14 protein-coding genes are annotated in these 17,919 nt (G+C 72.0%); 10 read left to right on the top strand and 4 right to left on the bottom strand.

The genetic code is table 11. The features are described 5' to 3' along the window. The first annotated feature begins 191 nt into the window (after positions 1–191). Positions 192–623, top strand: coding sequence for a hypothetical protein (locus tag ACQEVZ_RS26795; RefSeq protein WP_344500788.1), 432 nt, complete (start codon positions 192–194; stop codon positions 621–623). A gap of 123 nt (positions 624–746) precedes the next feature. Here ACQEVZ_RS26795 and ACQEVZ_RS26790 read toward each other — a convergent pair whose 3' ends face one another. From ACQEVZ_RS26790 to dnaK, 4 genes are read right to left on the bottom strand one after another with little or no spacing between them, the layout of a single operon-like run. Further along, entirely contained in the window at positions 747–1,190 is a 444-nt protein-coding gene (locus tag ACQEVZ_RS26790; protein ID WP_360559149.1) for a heat shock protein transcriptional repressor HspR, read from the bottom strand. Further along, positions 1,180–2,421 carry a molecular chaperone DnaJ gene (gene dnaJ, locus ACQEVZ_RS26785; protein WP_433371271.1) on the bottom strand — a complete coding sequence of 414 codons (1,242 nt, stop codon included), beginning with the start codon at positions 2,419–2,421 and terminating at the stop codon, positions 1,180–1,182. The genes ACQEVZ_RS26790 and dnaJ overlap by 11 nt, the downstream gene beginning before the upstream one ends. Before the next feature lie 24 nt (positions 2,422–2,445). Then, positions 2,446–3,186: a nucleotide exchange factor GrpE gene (gene grpE / locus ACQEVZ_RS26780; RefSeq protein ID WP_433371268.1), complete on the bottom strand. Its 741-nt coding sequence runs from the start codon at positions 3,184–3,186 to the stop codon at positions 2,446–2,448. After that, on the bottom strand, positions 3,183–5,054 hold the full coding sequence (gene dnaK, locus ACQEVZ_RS26775) for a molecular chaperone DnaK (RefSeq protein ID WP_344500780.1): 1,872 nt from the start codon (positions 5,052–5,054) through the stop codon (positions 3,183–3,185). Before dnaK ends, grpE begins: the two co-directional genes overlap by 4 nt. A 202-nt stretch (positions 5,055–5,256) precedes the next feature. On the opposite strand from dnaK, the gene ACQEVZ_RS26770 reads away from it, so the two are divergent. The 9 genes from ACQEVZ_RS26770 (at position 5,257) to ACQEVZ_RS26730 (ending at position 17,728) form a co-directional block, all read left to right on the top strand. Continuing rightward, positions 5,257–7,116 (top strand): dynamin family protein, encoded by a 1,860-nt coding sequence (locus tag ACQEVZ_RS26770; protein ID WP_433371264.1) that lies wholly within the window; start codon positions 5,257–5,259, stop codon positions 7,114–7,116. Further along, complete coding sequence (locus ACQEVZ_RS26765; protein WP_433371261.1) at positions 7,113–8,771, top strand: GTPase family protein; 1,659 nt, start codon at positions 7,113–7,115, stop codon at positions 8,769–8,771. The genes ACQEVZ_RS26770 and ACQEVZ_RS26765 overlap by 4 nt, the downstream gene beginning before the upstream one ends. Then, complete coding sequence (locus ACQEVZ_RS26760; RefSeq protein WP_344500776.1) at positions 8,743–9,183, top strand: hypothetical protein; 441 nt, start codon at positions 8,743–8,745, stop codon at positions 9,181–9,183. Before ACQEVZ_RS26765 ends, ACQEVZ_RS26760 begins: the two co-directional genes overlap by 29 nt. Further along, positions 9,183–10,049 carry a fructosamine kinase family protein gene (locus ACQEVZ_RS26755; RefSeq protein ID WP_344500774.1) on the top strand — a complete coding sequence of 289 codons (867 nt, stop codon included), beginning with the start codon at positions 9,183–9,185 and terminating at the stop codon, positions 10,047–10,049. The genes ACQEVZ_RS26760 and ACQEVZ_RS26755 overlap by 1 nt, the downstream gene beginning before the upstream one ends. A 31-nt stretch (positions 10,050–10,080) precedes the next feature. Beyond that, positions 10,081–11,112: a GTP 3',8-cyclase MoaA gene (moaA, locus tag ACQEVZ_RS26750; protein WP_433371256.1), complete on the top strand. Its 1,032-nt coding sequence runs from the start codon at positions 10,081–10,083 to the stop codon at positions 11,110–11,112. After that, positions 11,109–11,354, top strand: coding sequence for a MoaD/ThiS family protein (locus tag ACQEVZ_RS26745; RefSeq protein ID WP_433371253.1), 246 nt, complete (start codon positions 11,109–11,111; stop codon positions 11,352–11,354). Before moaA ends, ACQEVZ_RS26745 begins: the two co-directional genes overlap by 4 nt. Positions 11,355–11,357: 3 nt before the next feature. Next, positions 11,358–12,698: a metallophosphoesterase gene (locus ACQEVZ_RS26740; protein WP_433371250.1), complete on the top strand. Its 1,341-nt coding sequence runs from the start codon at positions 11,358–11,360 to the stop codon at positions 12,696–12,698. A 905-nt stretch (positions 12,699–13,603) separates the two neighbouring features. Then, on the top strand, positions 13,604–16,822 hold the full coding sequence (locus ACQEVZ_RS26735; RefSeq protein ID WP_433371247.1) for a UvrD-helicase domain-containing protein: 3,219 nt from the start codon (positions 13,604–13,606) through the stop codon (positions 16,820–16,822). A 120-nt stretch (positions 16,823–16,942) separates the two neighbouring features. Continuing rightward, positions 16,943–17,728: an LppU/SCO3897 family protein gene (locus ACQEVZ_RS26730; protein WP_433371244.1), complete on the top strand. Its 786-nt coding sequence runs from the start codon at positions 16,943–16,945 to the stop codon at positions 17,726–17,728. The last annotated feature ends 191 nt before the right edge of the window (positions 17,729–17,919 follow it).

The following is a 17,919-nucleotide window of genomic DNA, read 5'->3' as shown; positions in this document are numbered from 1 at the left end:
GTAGACCCAGGCGAGATCCATTGATATAGCCCTGAACCGGGGCGACTTTTCACCCTAAAGCCACCCGTATGGCTGTATCCGGAGAGTAACCGGTCCCTTCGGCTCTTCCGCAGTCGCCAGGTGGCGGGCTAAGTTGTCGCCGACTCCAGGACCTCTGGCGATCACATACCCGCTGGCCACGGGAGCTGACAGTGAGCGTGCAACAAGCGGGATTCCGGGGCTTTGCCAATCCGGTCGACCCTACTCCAGCCGAGCTGCGTGCCTGGGCCTACCACCCCGACGCGGCGGTGCTGCAGACGATGCCGCCCGACTGGGACCTCCTGGTCGCCGGTGACCGGCTGATCGGCACGCTGTTCGACCTGGCGATGGACCCGGCCTGCCCGGCCCGCCGGTTCGCACTGCACTGCCTGTACATCTACGCCGCCGACGGAATCCGCACGCACTTCCGGGCCCACCCGAAGCGGCGGCTGCGCAAGTTCGTCGAGCAGGCCGAGGAGCAGGGCGACGAGCTGCTGACCACCTGGGCGCACAACGCCCGGATGCTGCTGGCCCGGCCGGAGCTGTTCGAGTATCACGACTGGTGCGAGGGCGGCCTGACCCGCGCACCCCGCAGGATCAGCTGAAAGGGCGCCGTCAGCGACGGCGCCCTCTCATTGACCACACCCTGCGAGCATCCGGTCAGCCCTCCGGATGACCACACCATTCCCTGCGCACCTGATGCCCTGCGGCGGGGAACGGCAAACACGTCATTTCTGCGAAGGCCGCCACACCACCAGCGCCGTCGGGTGCTGGTTGGTCGGCACCAGGTCGCGGCGCGGGAAGCCGGCCGCCTCCAGCTGCGCCAGCCTGGTCCGGGTGCGGATCAGCTCGTCCTCCAGGTCGGCCACCCGCTGGCGCAGGTCACCGACGAGCCCTTCCAGCTCGATGATCCGCTTGATGCCGGCGAGGTTGACGCCTTCCTCCTGGCTGAGCCGCTGCACCTCGCGCAGCAGCGCCACGTCGCGCTCGCTGTAGCGGCGGCCGCCGCCGGAGGTGCGGCCGGGCTGCACCAGCCCCATGCGGTCGTACTGCCGCAGGGTCTGCGGGTGCATCCCGGCCAGCCGGGCAGCGATCGAGATGATCAGCACCTTGGCGTCGGAGACCGCCTCGAAGCCGATGAAGATCGCACGCTCGTCATCGTCATCGTTCATAGCTGCTGCGCTCCCGTGCGATCGCGTCGAGCCGCTCCCTCGGAGCCGGCGGCGCCGCGGCCGCGTAGTCGGACAGTGCCTGCCGGGCGGCCTCGCTCAGCTCCGCCGGCACGTGGACGTCGATCGTGACGAGCAGGTCGCCGACCTTCCCGTCGCGCCGGGCGACCCCCTTGCCGCGCACCCGCAGCGTCCGCCCGCTCGGGGTGCCCGGGGGCACCCGCAGCGTCACGGCCGCGTCGAGGGTCGGCACCCGCAGGTCGGCGCCGAGCGCCGCCTCCGCGAAGGTCACCGGCACCGTCAGGGTCAGATCGTCGCCGGTCCGGCCGAAGACCGAGTCGGGACGCACCCTGATCAACACGAACAGATCGCCGGCCGCGCCGCCACGCGTGCCCGGCTCGCCCCGACCGCTCAGGCGGATCCGCTGACCCTCGGCGACCCCCGGAGGGATGCGCACGTTGATCGTGCGGGTCTTGGTCACGCCGCCGCTGCCCACACACTCCGGGCACTTCTCGTCGACGATCGTGCCCACGCCCTGGCACTCGCGGCACGGCTCGGTGAAGCTGAACGAGCCCTGGTTGCTGCTGACGACACCCTGGCCGCGGCAGTTGGGGCAGGTCCGCGGCGTGGAGCCGGGGGCCGCGCCGTTGCCGTGGCAGGTCTCGCAGGTGCCGGGCGTGCGCAGCGTGATCGGCAGCGTCGCGCCCTGGACCGCGTCGGCGAAGTTGAGGACCACCTCGGTCTCGACGTCGCGTCCGCGGCCGCGGCGGCCGGGCGTCCCACCGGGCGCGCCGGGTCCGCCGCCACCGGAGAAGATCGAGCTGAACAGGTCAGAGAAACCCGCACCGCCGAAGCGGCGGTCGCCACCGACACCCGCGCCGGCGGCGGGGCCTGCCCCGCCGCCCTGCGCGCCATTGGCGAACAGGTCGGAGAAGTCGAAGCCGGGCCCGCCCGGGCCGTGGTTGCCGGCCCGGGCGTTGCGCCGGAACGCGCCCGCCCCGAAGAGCGACCGCATCTCGTCGTACTCCTTGCGCCGGCCCGGGTCGGAGAGCACGTCATACGCCTCCGACACCGCCTTGAACCGCTCCTCGGCCGCCGCGTTGTTGGGGTTGCGGTCGGGGTGCAGCTCGCGCGCGAGCTTGCGGTACGCCTTCTTGACCTCGTCGGTGGTAGCGGATTTGGTGACGCCCAGAACCGCGTAGAAATCCTTTTCCAACCAGTCCTTCGAACTCATCGCGCCACCTCCTCCAGGCGTCTCTTACTCCGGGTCGGCAACGGCGACCAGGGCCGGTCGCAGCAGCCGCTCGCCGAGGAGGTAGCCGCGCCGCATCACGTCGATGCAGGTCGGCTCGCTCACCTCGGCCGAGGTCAGGTGGGCCACCGCCTCGTGACGGGTCGGGTCGAACGGATCGCCCTTCGACCCGAAGACGGTCAGCCCGAACTTCGTCAGCGCCGCCGTCAGCTGCTCCGCCACCGCGCCGAACGGCCCGACCAGGTCGCCGTGCTCGCGGGCCCGGTCCAGGTCGTCGAGCACGGGCAGCAGCGCGCCGAGCACGTTGCCGGTGGACTGCTCGACCACCAGCGCCCGGTCGCGGTCGACCCGCTTGCGGTAGTTGGCGTATTCGGCGGTGACCCGCTGCAGGTCACGGGTGCGCTCGTCGAGGTCGGTGCGCAGCGCGGCCAGCTCGGCGCCGAGGCCGTGCTGGTGCGCGTCGTCCGTGGTGCCCTGCGCGGCGGCCTCGCCCGGCTCGCTGGCCGGCGGCGCGTGCACCGTGAACGCCTCGTCCACGATCTCGCCCTCGACCGGTGTCTCGTCGGCCGCTTCCGCTTGCACCTCTGCCTCTTCGGTCTCCTCGACCGCCACTTCGACCTCCTCCGCGGTGTGTCCGGCGTCGGGTGTTTCGACCGGCTTGCTGTCGGCCGACACCTTCCGCTTGTCCTTGATCACAACGCGCTCCGCCGGCCCCTCCGGGCCGGCGGCGCGGGCTTCGTCGGTCACTTCTTGTCGCCCTCGTCGATGATCTCGGCGTCGACGACGTCATCCGGGCCGTTTCCGGCGGTGCCGGCGGTGCCGGCCGTGTCGCCGCCGCCGAACCCGGCGCCGGGAGCCTCGCCGCCGGCGCTCTGCTGCCGCTGCTGCTCGTAGAGCGCGCTGCCGGCCTGCTGCGAGACCTGCGCCAGCTTCTCGTGCGCCGCCTTGATCCGCTCGGTGTCGTTGCCGCCCAGTGCGCTGCGCAGGTCGCCCAGCGCCTCGTTCATCTGGTCGCGGGCGTCGGCCGGGATCTTGTCACCGGACTCGGCGAGGAACTTCTCGGTCTGCCACTGCAGGGCCTCGGCCAGGTTGCGGGTCTCGGCCTCCTCGCGGCGGCGCTTGTCGTCGTCGGCGTGCTCCTGCGCGTCGCGCATCATCCGCTCGATGTCGTCCTTCGGCAGCGCCGAGCCGCCGGTGATCGTCATCGACTGCTCCTTGCCCGTGCCGAGGTCCTTGGCGGACACGTGCACGATGCCGTTGGCGTCGATGTCGAAGGTGACCTCGATCTGCGGCACGCCACGCGGCGCCGGCGGCAGGCCGGTCAGCTCGAAGGTGCCGAGGCGCTTGTTGTAGGCCGCCATCTCCCGCTCACCCTGGAAGACCTGGATGAGCACCGACGGCTGGTTGTCGTCGGCGGTGGTGTAGACCTCGGAGCGCTTGGTCGGGATGGTCGTGTTGCGCTCGACCAGCTTGTGCATGATGCCGCCCTTGGTCTCGATGCCCAGCGACAGCGGGGTGACATCGAGCAGCAGGACGTCCTTGACCTCACCCTTGAGGACACCGGCCTGGAGGGCGGCGCCGACGGCGACGACCTCGTCCGGGTTGACGCCCTTGTTGGGGTCCTTGCCGGTGAGCTGCTTGACCAGCTCGGTCACCGCGGGCATACGGGTCGAGCCACCGACGAGGATGACGTGGTCGAGCTGGCCGACCTTGATGCCCGCGTCGCGGATCGCGTTCTCGAACGGGACCTTGGTGCGGTCGAGCAGGTCCTGCGTCATCCGCTGGAACTCGGCGCGCGACAGCTGGGTGTCCAGGTGCAGCGGGCCGTCGGGGCCGGCGGTGATGTAGGGCAGGTTGATCGAGGTGGTGGTGGCGGCGGACAGCTCGATCTTGGCCTTCTCGGAGGCCTCGCGCAGACGCTGCATCGCCATCTTGTCGGCGGACAGGTCGATGCCGTGCTGGCCGCGGAACATCTTCACCAGGTGGTCGATGACCCGCTCGTCCCAGTCGTCGCCACCGAGGTGGTTGTCACCGGAGGTCGACTTGACCTCGACGACGCCCTCGGCGAGCTCCAGGACCGACACGTCGAACGTGCCACCGCCGAGGTCGAAGACCAGGACGGTCTGCTCCTTCGGGCCCTTGTCCAGGCCATAGGCCAGGGCGGCGGCGGTCGGCTCGTTGACGATGCGCAGCACGTTGAAACCGGCGATCTCGCCGGCCTCCTTCGTGGCGGTGCGCTGCGAGTCGTTGAAATATGCCGGCACGGTGATGACCGCGTCGGTGATCTGCTCGCCGAGGTAGGCCTCGGCGTCGCGCTTGAGCTTCATGAGCACCCGCGCGGAGATCTCCTGCGGGGTGTACTTCTTGCTGTCGATGTCGATGGCCCAGTTGGTGCCCATCTCACGCTTCACGGAGCGGATGGTCCGGTCCGGGTTGGTGACCGCCTGGCGCTTGGCGACCTCGCCCACCAGCACCTCACCGTTACGGGCGAACGCGACGATGGACGGCGTCGTGCGCGCACCTTCGGCGTTGGCGATGACGCTGGGCTCGCCGCCCTCCAGGACACTGACCACCGAGTTGGTGGTTCCGAGGTCGATGCCGACCGCACGTGCCATAGCTGCTTGACCTCCAAGAGACAGCCGGTGCGAGAGCCCCGACTGCGAAGTTGAGTGACTGTCACTCAATAGTGCCATGCAAGTCACGATCGTCAAGTCCAACCTTGAGTGAGACCGACGCAACTTGTCACACCCGGGGCCGCCGCTGTGGTACGTCATGGGTGAGATTGCGCTGGGTGACATCGATGCTTACGGCCATTGCATGGCGCTCGACAGCGACATCGTGCACGCTTTAGCGGTGACCACACAGGGCGAGTCGGTGTCCGCCCGGTCGGCGGCTGCCAGCCCTTCAGCTGATGGCCCGTCCGCCGGTCGGCCCCCACGCGCCCGGGAGCCGGAGCGGTCCGGACTGGCCGACCTCGTCTCGGCGCTCGTCGATCTCCGCGACCTCGGCAAGGAGACCCGATTCGCGCTGCCGCTGCCCAGCGCCGAGCGCGCCACCGCGGTCGCCGCCGCCATGGTCGGCCAGCTCGACGACTATCTGCTGCCCAGGCTCGACCGGCTCGACGCGCCGCTGCTGGTGGTCGTCGGCGGCTCGACCGGCGCCGGCAAGTCGACGCTGGTCAACAGCCTGGTCCGCACCCCGGTCAGCCCGTCGGGCGTGCTGCGCCCCACCACCCGGGCGCCGGTCCTCGTCTGCCACCCCACCGACATGTCGTGGTTCGCCAAGGCCAACGTGCTGCCTTCGCTGACCCGCACCAGCGGCGCGAGCAGCGATGCCAGGACGCTGCAGGTCGTGTCCGCCCAGGCGCTCAGCCCCGGGCTGGCCCTGCTCGACGCGCCCGACATCGACTCCGTCGTCGACGCCAACCGGCAGCTCGCCTCGCAACTGCTCGCCGCCGCCGACCTCTGGCTCTTCGTCACCACCGCCGCGCGGTATGCCGACGCGGTGCCGTGGGGCATGCTGCGCACCGCCCGTAACCGGGGCACCGCCATCGCCCTGGTGCTCGACCGGGTGCCCGGCGGCGGCGCGGCCGACGAGATCGGCCCGCACCTGACCGGGATGCTGCAGGAGCAGGACCTCGGCGGGGTGCCGCTGTTCATCCTGCCCGAGGCCCGGCTCGACAGTCAGGGGCTGCTCAGCGAGGCGCAGGTGGCGCCGCTGCGCGACTGGTTCGGCAAGCTGGCCCGCTCCGCGGAGGCGCGCGCGGCCGTGGTCCGCCAGACCGTCGGCGGCGCCGTCGACGCGCTCACGATGGACGTCGGCGTGCTCGCCTCGGCCGCGGAGGACCAGGTCACGGCGGCGAAGTCGCTCGACGACGCGGTCCGCGGGTCCTACCGGGCCGCCGCCTCCTCGGTCGAGCAGGGCATCCACGACGGGGCGCTGCTGCGGGGCGAGGTGCTGGCCCGATGGCAGGAGCTCGTCGGCACGGGCGACATCATGCGCGCGCTGCAGGCCCGGGTCGGGCGCGCCCGCGACCGGGTCGTCGCCGCCGTCACCGGCCGGCCGGCGCCCGGCGAGCGCTTCCAGGAGGCGATCGGCTCGGGACTCGCGATCCTGCTCAAGGGCGCCGCGACCGACGCCGCCGAGCGGGCCGGCGCCGCCTGGAAGGCCCACCCCGCGGGCACCGCGCTGCTCACCGCCGCGCCCAACCTGACCCGCCCCTCCGACGACCTCGACGAGCGGATCGCCCGGCTCATCCGCGACTGGCAGCGCTCGGTCCTCGACCTGGTGCGCTCCGAGGCCGGCGACAAGCGGGTGCTCGCCCGGGCCAGCGCCTATGCGGTCAACGCGACCGGGCTGCTGGTGATGGTCTCCGTCTTCGCGGCGACCGCGTTCATCCCGACCGGGCTGGAGATCGTGGTCGCCGGCGGCACCACCGTCACCGCGCAGAAGGTGCTCGAGGCGATCTTCGGCGACCAGGCGGTGCGGTCACTCGCCGCCCGGGCCAGACAGGACCTGCTGGAGCGGGTCACCGCCCTCTTCGACGAGGAGGCCGGCCGCTACCGCAGCGCGCTGGCCGGTGCGGGGATCGACGACGACTACGCCGGCCGCCTGCGCGCCGCCAGCACCGCGGTGCAGCTCGCCCGCGCCGACGTCCGGCTGGAGCCGCAGAAATGAGCTTGGTGGACAAGATCAAGCAGGTGATCCCGCGGCAGGGCGGCGCGGTGGACGCCGACCAGCTCGCCGACCGGGTGGAGTCGCTGCGGCGGTTCGTGCAGGCGGCCGAGGACCACGTGCCCGACGCCAGGCTGGTCACGGCCCGCACGGTCATCGACCGGGCCGGCGAGCGGCTCGCTCTGTCCAGGGCGCACACCGTCGTCGCGCTCGCGGGCGCCACCGGCAGCGGCAAGTCCAGCCTGTTCAACGCGCTGTGCCGGTTTCAGCTGTCGCGGGTCGGGGTGCGCCGCCCGACGACCGGCGTCGCGCACGCCTGCGTGTGGGGCGCGCAGGGCGCCGGGCCGCTGCTCGACTGGCTCGGCGTGCCGCCCAACCGGCGCTTCACCCGCGAGAGCGCGCTCGACGGCGAGGACGAGGCCGGCCTGCGCGGGCTGGTGCTGCTCGACCTGCCCGACTTCGACTCCATCGAGGCACGGCACCGGCTGGAGGTCGACCGGCTGCTGCGCCTCGTCGACCTCGTCGTGTGGGTGCTCGACCCCCAGAAGTACGCCGACCGCGTGGTCCACCAGCAGTACCTCTCCCAGTTCCAGCGGCACCGGGACGTGACGGTCGTGGTGCTCAACCAGGCCGACCGGCTCAACCGCACCGACAGCGAGCGGCTCGTCGCCGACCTGCGCCGGCTGCTGGAAGCCGACGGGCTCGGCGGCGTGCCGGCGTTCCCGACGTCCGCGAAGGGCCAGCCCGGCCTCGACACGCTCCGCGCCACGCTGGAGCGCACCGTCGCGCAGCGCCAGGCCTTCCTGCAGCGGCTCGCCGGCGACGTGAGCGGTGCCGTCGGTGAGCTCGATCCGCTGGTGGCCGCCGATGTACGGGGCGAGCGCATCCAACCCGCCGCGATCGACCGCCTCGCGGAGTCCCTCGCCACAGCGGCCGGGGTGCCGATCGTCGTCGCGGCGACCGAGCGCACCTACCGGCACCGGGCCGCCGGCGTCCTCGGCTGGCCGGTCGCCCGCTGGGTCCGCCGGCTGCGACCGGATCCGTTGCGGCGCCTGCACCTGGACCAGCCTGCCGGCAGTACACCTGCCGCATCGTCACTGCCTGAATCGAGCGCCGCGCAGAAGGCCGCGGTCGCGCTCGCGTCCCGAGAGGTCGCCGAGCAGGCGGGCGCGGAGCTGCCGGAGCCGTGGCCGGCCGCGGTCACCGCCGCTTCCCGCGCACGCCTCGACGACGTGCCCGACGCGCTGGACGTGGCGGTCGCCTCGGCGGACCTCGGCATGGACCGCAAACCGTTCTGGTGGCGGCTGGTGGGGGCGCTGCAGTGGCTCGGCGCCGCGACCGCGCTGGTGGGGCTGCTGTGGCTGACGGTGCGGGCGGTCTTCGCGTTCCTCGGGCTGCCGGACGTGGCGGCGCCGCACTCCGGGCGGCTGCCGGTGCCGACCGCGCTGCTCGTCGGCGGGCTGCTGTTCGGGGTGCTGCTGTCGGTCGTCGTCCGTCCGGTCGTGGGGATGGCCGCCCGCCGGGCCAGGGCGCGCGCCGACCGCCGGCTGCGGGCCGCGATCGCGCAGGTCGCGGATGTGCACATCGTCGCGCCGATGCGTGGGGTGCTGCGCTCGTACGATGACGCGCGTGACGCTTTACGCGCCGCCGCCCGCTGACTTCGTCCGCCGCGCCGGTTTCTCCGTGATCGCCCTGGTCAACGTCGCCTGGGGGGCGTGGGCCGTGGTCTTCCCGGAGCGGTTCTTCGCCACGTTTCCCGGCTTCGGGCTGCACTGGACGGCCGCGTACCCGCCCTACAACCAGCACCTGATCGTCGACCTGGGCGCCACGATGCTCATGATCGCGGTGCTCTGCGGCGGCGCGGCCGTGCTCGACCGGCCCGCCACCAGCTGGCTCGCCGGGGTGGCCACGGCCGTCTTCGGCACCCTGCACTTCGGCTTCCACGCGCTGCACGCCGGGCACATGGGCGCGACGGATCGGGTGCTGAGCCTGTTGAGCCTGGTGGCCGGGGCGCTGGTGCCGCCGGCGCTGGCCGCGACCCACTTGGTTTCTCTGCGAAGGCAGCGCTGATGGATCTGGACTTCTTGCGCGCACACCCCGGGCAGCTGCCGGTGTTCATCAAGCACCAGCGGATCCGCGAGACGCCGGTGCCGGGCGGGTCGATCTGCACCGCGCAGCGGCTCACGCTCGACGACGGCAGCTCGATCTTCTGCAAGTCCCTCGATGACCCGCCCGCGGGGTTCTTCGCCACCGAGGCCGCCGGTCTGCGGTGGCTTCAGGAGGCCGGCACGGTGCAGGTGCCGTCGGTGATCGCCGAGCTGCCGGCCATGCTCGCCCTCGAGTGGATCGAGCACGGTGAGGCGACCCCCGACGGGGCTTCCTCGCTGGGGCGGCAGCTGGCGGCGATGCACCGGGCGGGCGCGCCGTCGTTCGGGGCCGCCTGGCCCGGGTTCATCGGCACGGCGCCGCTGCCCAACGACCCCTCCGACGGGCCGTGGGGACCGTGGTTCGCGGAGCGGCGGCTGCTGCCCTTCCTGCGGACGTCGATCGACAACGGCGCGCTGACCGGCTCCGACGTGGCCGATGTGGAGCGCGTGATCGCCGGCATCTCGTCGTACGGTGGCGACGAACCGCCCTCTCGAATCCATGGCGACCTGTGGCCGGGCAACGTGCTGTGGGACCGGTCCGGCGCCGGGTGGCTGGTGGACCCGGCGGCGCACGGCGGGCACCGGGAGACCGACCTGGCGCTGCTGGGGCTGTGGGGCGGGGCACCGCACCATGACCGGATCATGGCCGCGTACCGCGAGGCGTGGCCGCTCGCCGACGGCTGGCAGGACCGGGTGGCGTTGCATCGGCTGTACCTGCTGCTGGTGCACACGGCGCTGTTCGGGGCGGCGTACCGGGAGTCGGTGCGGTCGACATTGCGGGCACTCTGAACTGTCAGACCCCTGGGGTACCGTTTCCGGCATGAAGCCTTCGGAGCCACCTGATGCCGGTCTCGCCGACCGTCATGGCCGTGTGGCTACCGACCTTCGGGTCTCGCTGACCGACCGGTGCAACCTGCGCTGCACCTATTGCATGCCCGCCGAGGGCCTCGACTGGCTGCCGAGCCCGACCCTGCTCACCGACGACGAGGTCGTCAGGCTGATCGGGGTCGCGGTCATCCAGCTCGGCGTGACCGAGGTCCGGTTCACCGGCGGCGAGCCGCTGCTGCGCCGCGGGCTGCCGGGGATCGTGCGGGCCGTCGCCGCGCTGAAGCCGCGCCCGAGCACCATGTTGACGACCAATGGCGTCGGCCTGGCCCGCCTCGCCGGCACGCTCGCCGAGGCGGGCCTCGACCGGGTCAACGTCTCGCTCGACACCATCGACCCCGCCAGGTTCCAGACCCTGACCCGCCGTGACCGGCACGCCGACGTGCTCGCCGGGCTCGCCGCCTCGGCGGAGGCCGGCCTGGTGCCGGTGAAGATGAATGCGGTGCTGCTGCGCGGGGTCAACGACGACGAGGCGGTGCCGCTGCTGCGGTTCGCCCTCGACCGCGGCTATGAGCTGCGGTTCATCGAGCAGATGCCGCTGGACGCCGGGCACACCTGGCGGCGCGAGGAGATGGTGACCGGCGAGGAGATCCTCGCCCGGCTGCGGGAGTCGTTCGACCTGCGGCCCGACCCCGTCCTGCGCGGCGGCGCTCCCGCCGAGACCTGGCTGGTCGAGGGGCACACCGCCGTCGGCGGCGGACCCGCGCGGGTCGGTGTGATCGCGAGCGTGTCGCGCCCGTTCTGCGGCGCCTGCGACCGCACCCGCCTGACCGCCGACGGCTCGGTGCGCTCGTGCCTGTTCAGCCAGGAGGAGACCGACCTGCGCGGCGCGATGCGCGGCGGCGCCACCGACGGCGAGCTCGCCGACCTGTGGCGCAAGGCGATGTGGGCGAAGCCGGCCGGGCACGGCATCGACGACCCGACGTTCCTGCAGCCCGCCCGTCCCATGTCAGCGATCGGGGGATGACCGCGGTGCTGCTCGTGCGTTACTTCGCCGGGGCCCGCGCGGCCGCCGGCGTGCCCGAGGAGAAGGTCGAGGCGGCGACGCTCGGCGAGCTCGTGGCCGTGCTCACCCACGACCGGCCCAGGCTGGCGTCGGTGCTCACGGCCTGTTCGTTCCTCGTCGACGGCACGTCCTGGCGGGACCGCGAAGCGGCCCTGCCGTCGACGGCGACAATCGACGTCCTTCCACCGTTCGCGGGCGGCTGACACGTGTTGTTCATCGCACTGTTCCTGGTGGTCGTGCTGCTCATCGTCTTCGGCATCCACTGGTATCTGTGGAAGCGCCTGGTCAAGGACGTCTTCACCACCCGCCGCGGCCGCAGGATCGGCGCGCTGGTGGTAGTGCTGCTCGGGATCCTGATCCCGGTGACGCTGGTCGGCTCGCGGGTGCTGCCGCTGAAGCAGCAACCGATCCTGGCGTGGCCCGGATTCCTGTGGCTGGCCCTGATGTTCTACCTGCTGGTGACGCTCGCGCTGCTGGAGTTGCCCCGGCTCGCCCTGCGCCCGTGGACCCGCCGCCGCCCTGTGGATAACTCTGTGGAAACCACTGCCGGGCCTGTGGACAGAAGTCCCCGACCTGTGCAGGAGACTGTGGACGCGGGCGGGCGGGCTGTGGATATCGGCGCCGCCGCCGGGCCGGCACAGGCTGTGGACAACGGCGAGCTCGCCGAGGTCGTGGACGAGCGGTCGGCGGCGGAGCCGCTGCCGGAGGCTGTGGACAGCAGGCACGACCCCTCACGGCGGCTGCTGCTCGGGCGGTCCCTGGCCGCGACGGCCGGGGTGCTGTCCGTGGGCGCGGTGGGCATCGGCACGTGGCAGGCCAAGAGCGCGCCGCAGCTGAAGCGCGTCCCGATCCAGCTGGCGAAGCTGCCGGCGAGCATGTCCGGCTTCAAGATCGCCCTGGTCTCCGACATCCACCTCGGCCCGCTGCTGGGCCGCTCGCACACCGAGCGGATCGTCCGGATCATCAACTCGGTCGACGCGGACGTCGTCGCGATCGTGGGGGACCTGGTCGACGGTTCGGTGGCCGAGCTGGGCCCAGCGGCGGAGCCGCTGCAGGACCTGCGGTCGCGGCAGGGCAGCTTCTTCGTCACCGGCAACCACGAGTATTTCTCCGGCTACCAGGAGTGGATCGACGAGGTGAACTCGCTCGGCGTGCGCGTGCTGCGCAACGAGCGCCTCGACATCCAGGGCCTCGACCTCGCCGGCGTCAACGACGTCACAGGCTCGGACGTGGGCGACGGGCCGGACTTCGCGAAGGCCCTCGACGGCCGCGACGCCTCGCGCCCGGTCGTGCTGCTCGCCCACCAGCCGGTCCAGGCCCACGACGCCGCCAAGCACGGCGTCGACCTGCAGCTGTCGGGCCACACCCACGGCGGCCAGATGGTGCCCTTCAACCTGCTGGTGGGCCTGGAGGCCCCCGTGGTGTCCGGCCTCGGCACCGTCGACGGCACCCAGGTCTACGTCACCCGCGGCGCCGGCTTCTGGGGCCCCCCGGTCCGCTTCGGCGCCCCACCGGACATCTCGGTCATCGAGCTGCACCGCGCCTAGCTCTGCGCCCGGAACGGCGGGCCGAGACGAGACAGCTAGGCGAGCGCCAGGCCAGTCCGGACGCCGGGTTTGTCCGGACGCCGGGTTTGTCCGGACGCCGGGTTTGTCCGGACGCCGGGGCCGGGCTTGTCCGCACGCGGCGGAGTCGCTGTTGCCTTTGGTGATCGAAGGCGCGTGGCGGCCGTCCGGACGGCCATAGTCGTCCTTGGATCACGCCGCGCCGGAACCGACGAACAACCACCACGCACCGCCCCCATGATCCGGAAGACTTTACGTCGCCAGAACAGCACAAACTCTTCCGGATCACGGAAACCCGGCAGACGGCCTTCCGAAGTCACAGACAGTGTGAGCCGGAATAGGCCCGGCGGCACGGCGTCCGGTGGCACGATTGCCCGCTGCTCGTGATCCAAGTCGCGTGGCGGCCGTCCGGACGGCCATAGTCGTCCTTTGATCACGCCGCGCCGGGACCGCCGACAGGCGCGCCGCCTGTTCGCCGGTTTGCGGTGTCCGCGTGCGGGGGCGTTCCGCCGCGTGCCGTCGAGGGGTGTCGTTCGGTGCTTCCACGTTGTCGTTGGTTTCGCAACCAGTGCACGGTGCGCTCGCCATCGTGGGGTTGTGGTAAGTGCGGTCCCGGCGGTTCGCCGGATATTTCGGGTTTGTGGTGGTTGCAGGGGTGATGTCGAAGCAGCCTGTGATGGCGGCCGCCGGATGCGGCGCGCACGCGGGTGAGGCTGCCGCGCGGCAGCGTGGGCAGTGCGTCGCGGAGCGGCGCATTGGGGCTGCGGGTGAGAATCCCCGCCGGGCCCCGCCGCGACAGCGGTGGGGGGAAGCACAGTGGGTGAGAATCCCCGCCGGGACCCGCCGCGCCAGCGGTGGGGTGGCAGCACAGTGTGACAGTATTCGGCGTGCCTTCGAACGTCGCCGACCACTCGTTCGTAGCCGATCTGCACATCCACTCGAAGTATTCCCGGGCGTGCAGTCGCGACCTCAGCATCGAGACGCTCACCTGGTGGGCCCGGCGCAAGGGCATCACGCTGCTCGGCACCGGCGACTTCACCCACCCCGCCTGGCACGACCACCTGCGGGAGGCGCTGGTCCCGGCGGAGCCGGGCCTGTTCCGCCTCCAGCCGGACCGTGAGGCGGAGATCCTGCGGCGGCTGCCCGGCCGGCTGGCGAACGCGGCCGACGGGGCGCCGGTGCGGTTCATGCTGTCGGTGGAGATCTCCACGATCTACAAGCGGGGCGATCGGACCCGCAAGGTGCACCACCTGGTGTACCAGCCGGACTTCGAGGCGGCGGGGCGCTTCAACGCCGCGCTCGGCAGGATCGGCAACCTCGGGTCCGACGGGCGGCCGATCCTGGGGCTCGACTCGCGGGACCTGCTCGAGATCACGCTGGAGGCGAGCCCCGACGGGTTCCTGGTGCCGGCGCACATCTGGACGCCGTGGTTCTCCGCGCTGGGGTCGAAGTCGGGGTTCGACGCGATCGCCGACTGCTACGGCGACCTGGCCGGGCACATCTTCGCCGTGGAGACGGGCCTGTCGTCCGATCCGGCGATGAACTGGCGGGTGTCGTCGCTGGACCAGTACCGGCTGGTGTCCAACTCGGACGCGCACTCGCCGCCGGCGCTGGCTCGCGAGGCGACGCTGCTGACCAGTGAGCTGGACTACTTCAAGGTGCGGGACGCGTTGCGCACCGGCGACGGCCTCGCGGGGACGATCGAGTTCTTCCCGGAGGAGGGCAAGTATCACGGCGACGGGCATCGGGCCTGTGACGTGAACTGGCTGCCGGCTCAGACCCGCGAGGCACAGGGCCTGTGCCCGGTCTGTGGCAAGGCGCTCACGGTCGGCGTGCTGCACCGCGTCGAGGAGCTGGCCGACCGGCCGGATGGGTACGTGCCGCCCGGCGCACCGCAGGTCACGCACCTGATCCAGCTGCACGAGATCCTCGGCGAGATCCACGGCGTCGGCGCCAGGTCCAAGACCGTCGACACGCAGCTGGCGTCGCTCGTCGCGGAGCTGGGCTCGGAGCTGGCGATCCTGCGCGAGGTCCCGGTCGACGAGATCAGCCGCGTGGGCGGGGAGCTGCTCGGCGAGGGCATCGGCAGGTTGCGGCGCGGTGAGGTGCGGCGCACGCCGGGCTTCGACGGCGAGTACGGGGTCATCAAGCTCTTCGAGCCGGACGAGCTGCGGTCCCGTGGCATGCAAGAGGACGTGCTGTTCGACGTACCGATGCCGCAGCTGCCGAAACAGCGCAAGGCTGAGCCCACGCCGAAGCCGGCGCCGAAGCGACGCCGACCGGCGCCCGCCGCGGCACCCGAGCCCGCGCCGCCGATCTCGGCGCCCGCGTCGCCGCATGAGCCGCTCGAGCCGATGCTGGCCGGGATGGAGGAGGTCGGGACGGGGCTGCTCGACCGGCTCGACGCGCTGCAGCGGGTGGCGGCGTCGGCGCCCGGCGGGCCGCTGCTGATCGTGGCCGGACCCGGCACCGGCAAGACGAGGACGTTGACGCATCGCATCGCGTACCTGTGCGCCGATCTGGACGTGTACCCGGAGGAGTGCCTGGCGATCACGTTCACCCGGCGGGCCGCGGAGGAGCTGCGGGAGCGGCTGGAGGGCCTGCTCGGGCCGGTGACCGAGGCCGTGACGGTGTCGACGTTCCACGCGCTGGGCCTGTCGATCCTGCGGGAGAACGCGCCGGCGGTCGGGCTGACGCCGAAGTTCCGGATCGCGGAGGAGGCCGATCTGCTCGCGGCCCTCGACCCGCTGTCGGAGCGGGAGGCGCGGCGGGCGCTCGCGGCGATGGAGCCGTCGACCGTGGACGCGCTGGCCAAGGCGCTGCGGGCGAAGGACATGGTGTCGCTCGACGAGCTGCTGACGCTGAGCGTGCAGCTGCTCACCGAGTCGGCGGCGCTGGTCGACCGCTACCGCGACCGGTGGCAGTGGATCTTCGTCGACGAGTATCAGGACGTCGACCCCGTGCAGTACGAGCTGCTGCGGCTGCTCTGCCCGCCCGGCGGCAACCTGTGCGCGATCGGCGACCCTGACCAGGCGATCTACTCCTTCCGCGGCGCGGAGGTGTCGTTCTTCCTGCGGTTCGCGACCGACTTCTCGACGCAGGACATCGACGCGCGGGTCGTGCGGCTGACCCGCAACTACCGCTCGTCGGCGCCGATCCTGGCCGCGGCGGTGCAGGCGATCGCGCCGACGACGCTGGTGCCGGGGCGGCGGCTCGATCCGGCGCGGCTGGACCTCGAGGCGCCGATGGTCGGGCTCTACCCGGCGACGTCGGTCGCGGACGAGGCGGACTTCGTCGTCCGTACCGTCGACGAGCTGGTCGGCGGGCTGTCGCACCGGTCGCACGACAACCGGGTCGACTCGCGGGCGGCGGTCGGCGCGATGTCCTTCTCCGACATCGCCGTGCTGTACCGGACCGATTCGCAGGCGGCGCCGGTCGTGGACGCCCTGGCGCGGGCCGGCGTACCGGTGCAGAAGCGGTCGCACGACCGGCTGCTGGACCGTCCTGGTGTCGCCGCCATCGCCCGTGAGCTGCGGTTCGCGACCGGGCTCGGCGGGTCGATCGCGGCGCGGGTGCGGCTGGCCGGGCAGGTCGTCGCGGGCCGCTGCGGGCAGCTGGACACCGACGTGATCGGGCTGACCGAGGCGGACGTGTGGACGGCGGTCGAGCTGATGACGCCGCCGGCGTTGCGGGCGGGCAGCGACCTGGACGAGTTCCTGGGCGCGCTGGCCACGGGGGCCGAGGTCGACGGCTGGGACCCACGGGCGGACCGGGTGACGCTGCTGACCCTGCACGCGTCGAAGGGCCTCGAGTTTCCGGTCGTGTTCCTGGTCGGCTGCGAGGACGGCCTGCTGCCGTTGCGGATGCCCGGCTCGCAGGGTCGGTCGGAGGACGACGTCGCGGAGGAGCGGCGGCTGTTCTTCGTCGGGCTGACCCGGGCGCAGGACCGGCTCTTCCTGTCGCACAGCCGGACCCGTTTCCGCCACGGCTCGGAGCGGGAGATGGCGCCGACGCCGTTCCTGTCGTCCATCGATCCCGGGCTGTTGGAGCGGCGGGGTCCGGCGGCACCCAGGAAACCCAAGGACCGGCAGCTCCGGCTCATCTGAACGGCGTACAGACCGGCTTCTGTCGCTTATCCGTGAGACGAAAGTGTCGGGGGGTGGCGCTACCGTAGCTGCATCGACGCAACTAGGCTGCCTTGAGCTTCGCGGGAGCAGGAGGATCACATGTCCGGTTACGGACCGCCGGGCCCGTACCAGGGCCAACCCCAGGACCCCTGGCAGGGCGGCCAGCAGGATCCCTATGGCCAGCCGGACCCTTACGGTCCGCCGCCCGGGCAATACGGGCAGCCTGACCCGTATGGTCAGCAGCCTGACCCGTATGGTCAGCGTCCGGACCCGTATGGCCAGCCTCCGCAGTGGGGTCAGCAGCCGCAGTCGGGTGGCCCCTATGGGGGCAACTACGGGCAGACGGGCACCTATCAGCAGCCGGCCTATGGCCAGCCGCCCGGCCCGGGCCCCGGTGGCGACCAGTGGGGTCCGCCCGCCGCCCCGCCGCGGCGGCGGGGATCCGGCGGCACGGTGGCGCTCGTCATCGTCCTGGTGCTGCTGCTGTGCGGCGGTGGCGCCGCCGGCATCTGGTATGTCCTGAAGAACGACAAGACCGGCCCCGCGACCACCTCGCCGACGACGGCGGCGCCGAAGCCGAGCGGCTCGGGGAAGGCGTCCACGAGCGCGGCGCCGAGCGGTGGCGCATCGTCGCCCGGTGGCGTGCAGGCGGGCGACGCGAAGACGGTCAAGGTCGGCGAGTGCCTGACCAACACCGGCACGGCGACCGCTCCGGTGATGCAGAAGACGACCTGCGCGGCCGGCACGTTCGAGGTGTTGAAGCGGATCGAGGGCACCTCCGACAAGGAGAAGTGCAACGGCGTCACCGGCTACACGCACAACTACTTCTTCAAGGCGACGCCGGAGACGTTCTCCTTCGTGCTCTGCATGAAGCTCCGGAGCTGACCCTTTCGTCCCGTTTTCGACGGCGCGCCGGGCGACGGCGCGCCGTCGAACTTTTTGGGACCCCCCCTTGCACGGGGCCCCTCAGACCATGTAGTACATTAGTTCGAGCTGGTGAACAGGTGTTCGATCACCTTGTTATAAGCCTGTCTTGCGTCTGCCCTAGACTTCGCTAGACAAGGCACGACACGCCA

The sequence above is a fragment of the Dactylosporangium sp. CA-152071 genome (genome assembly GCF_050936335.1).
In the GTDB taxonomy this organism is placed as follows: Bacteria; Actinomycetota; Actinomycetes; order Mycobacteriales; family Micromonosporaceae; genus Dactylosporangium; species Dactylosporangium maewongense.
The sequence above is the reverse complement of the archived record's forward strand: the minus strand, read 5'-3'. Positions and strand labels throughout refer to the sequence as shown.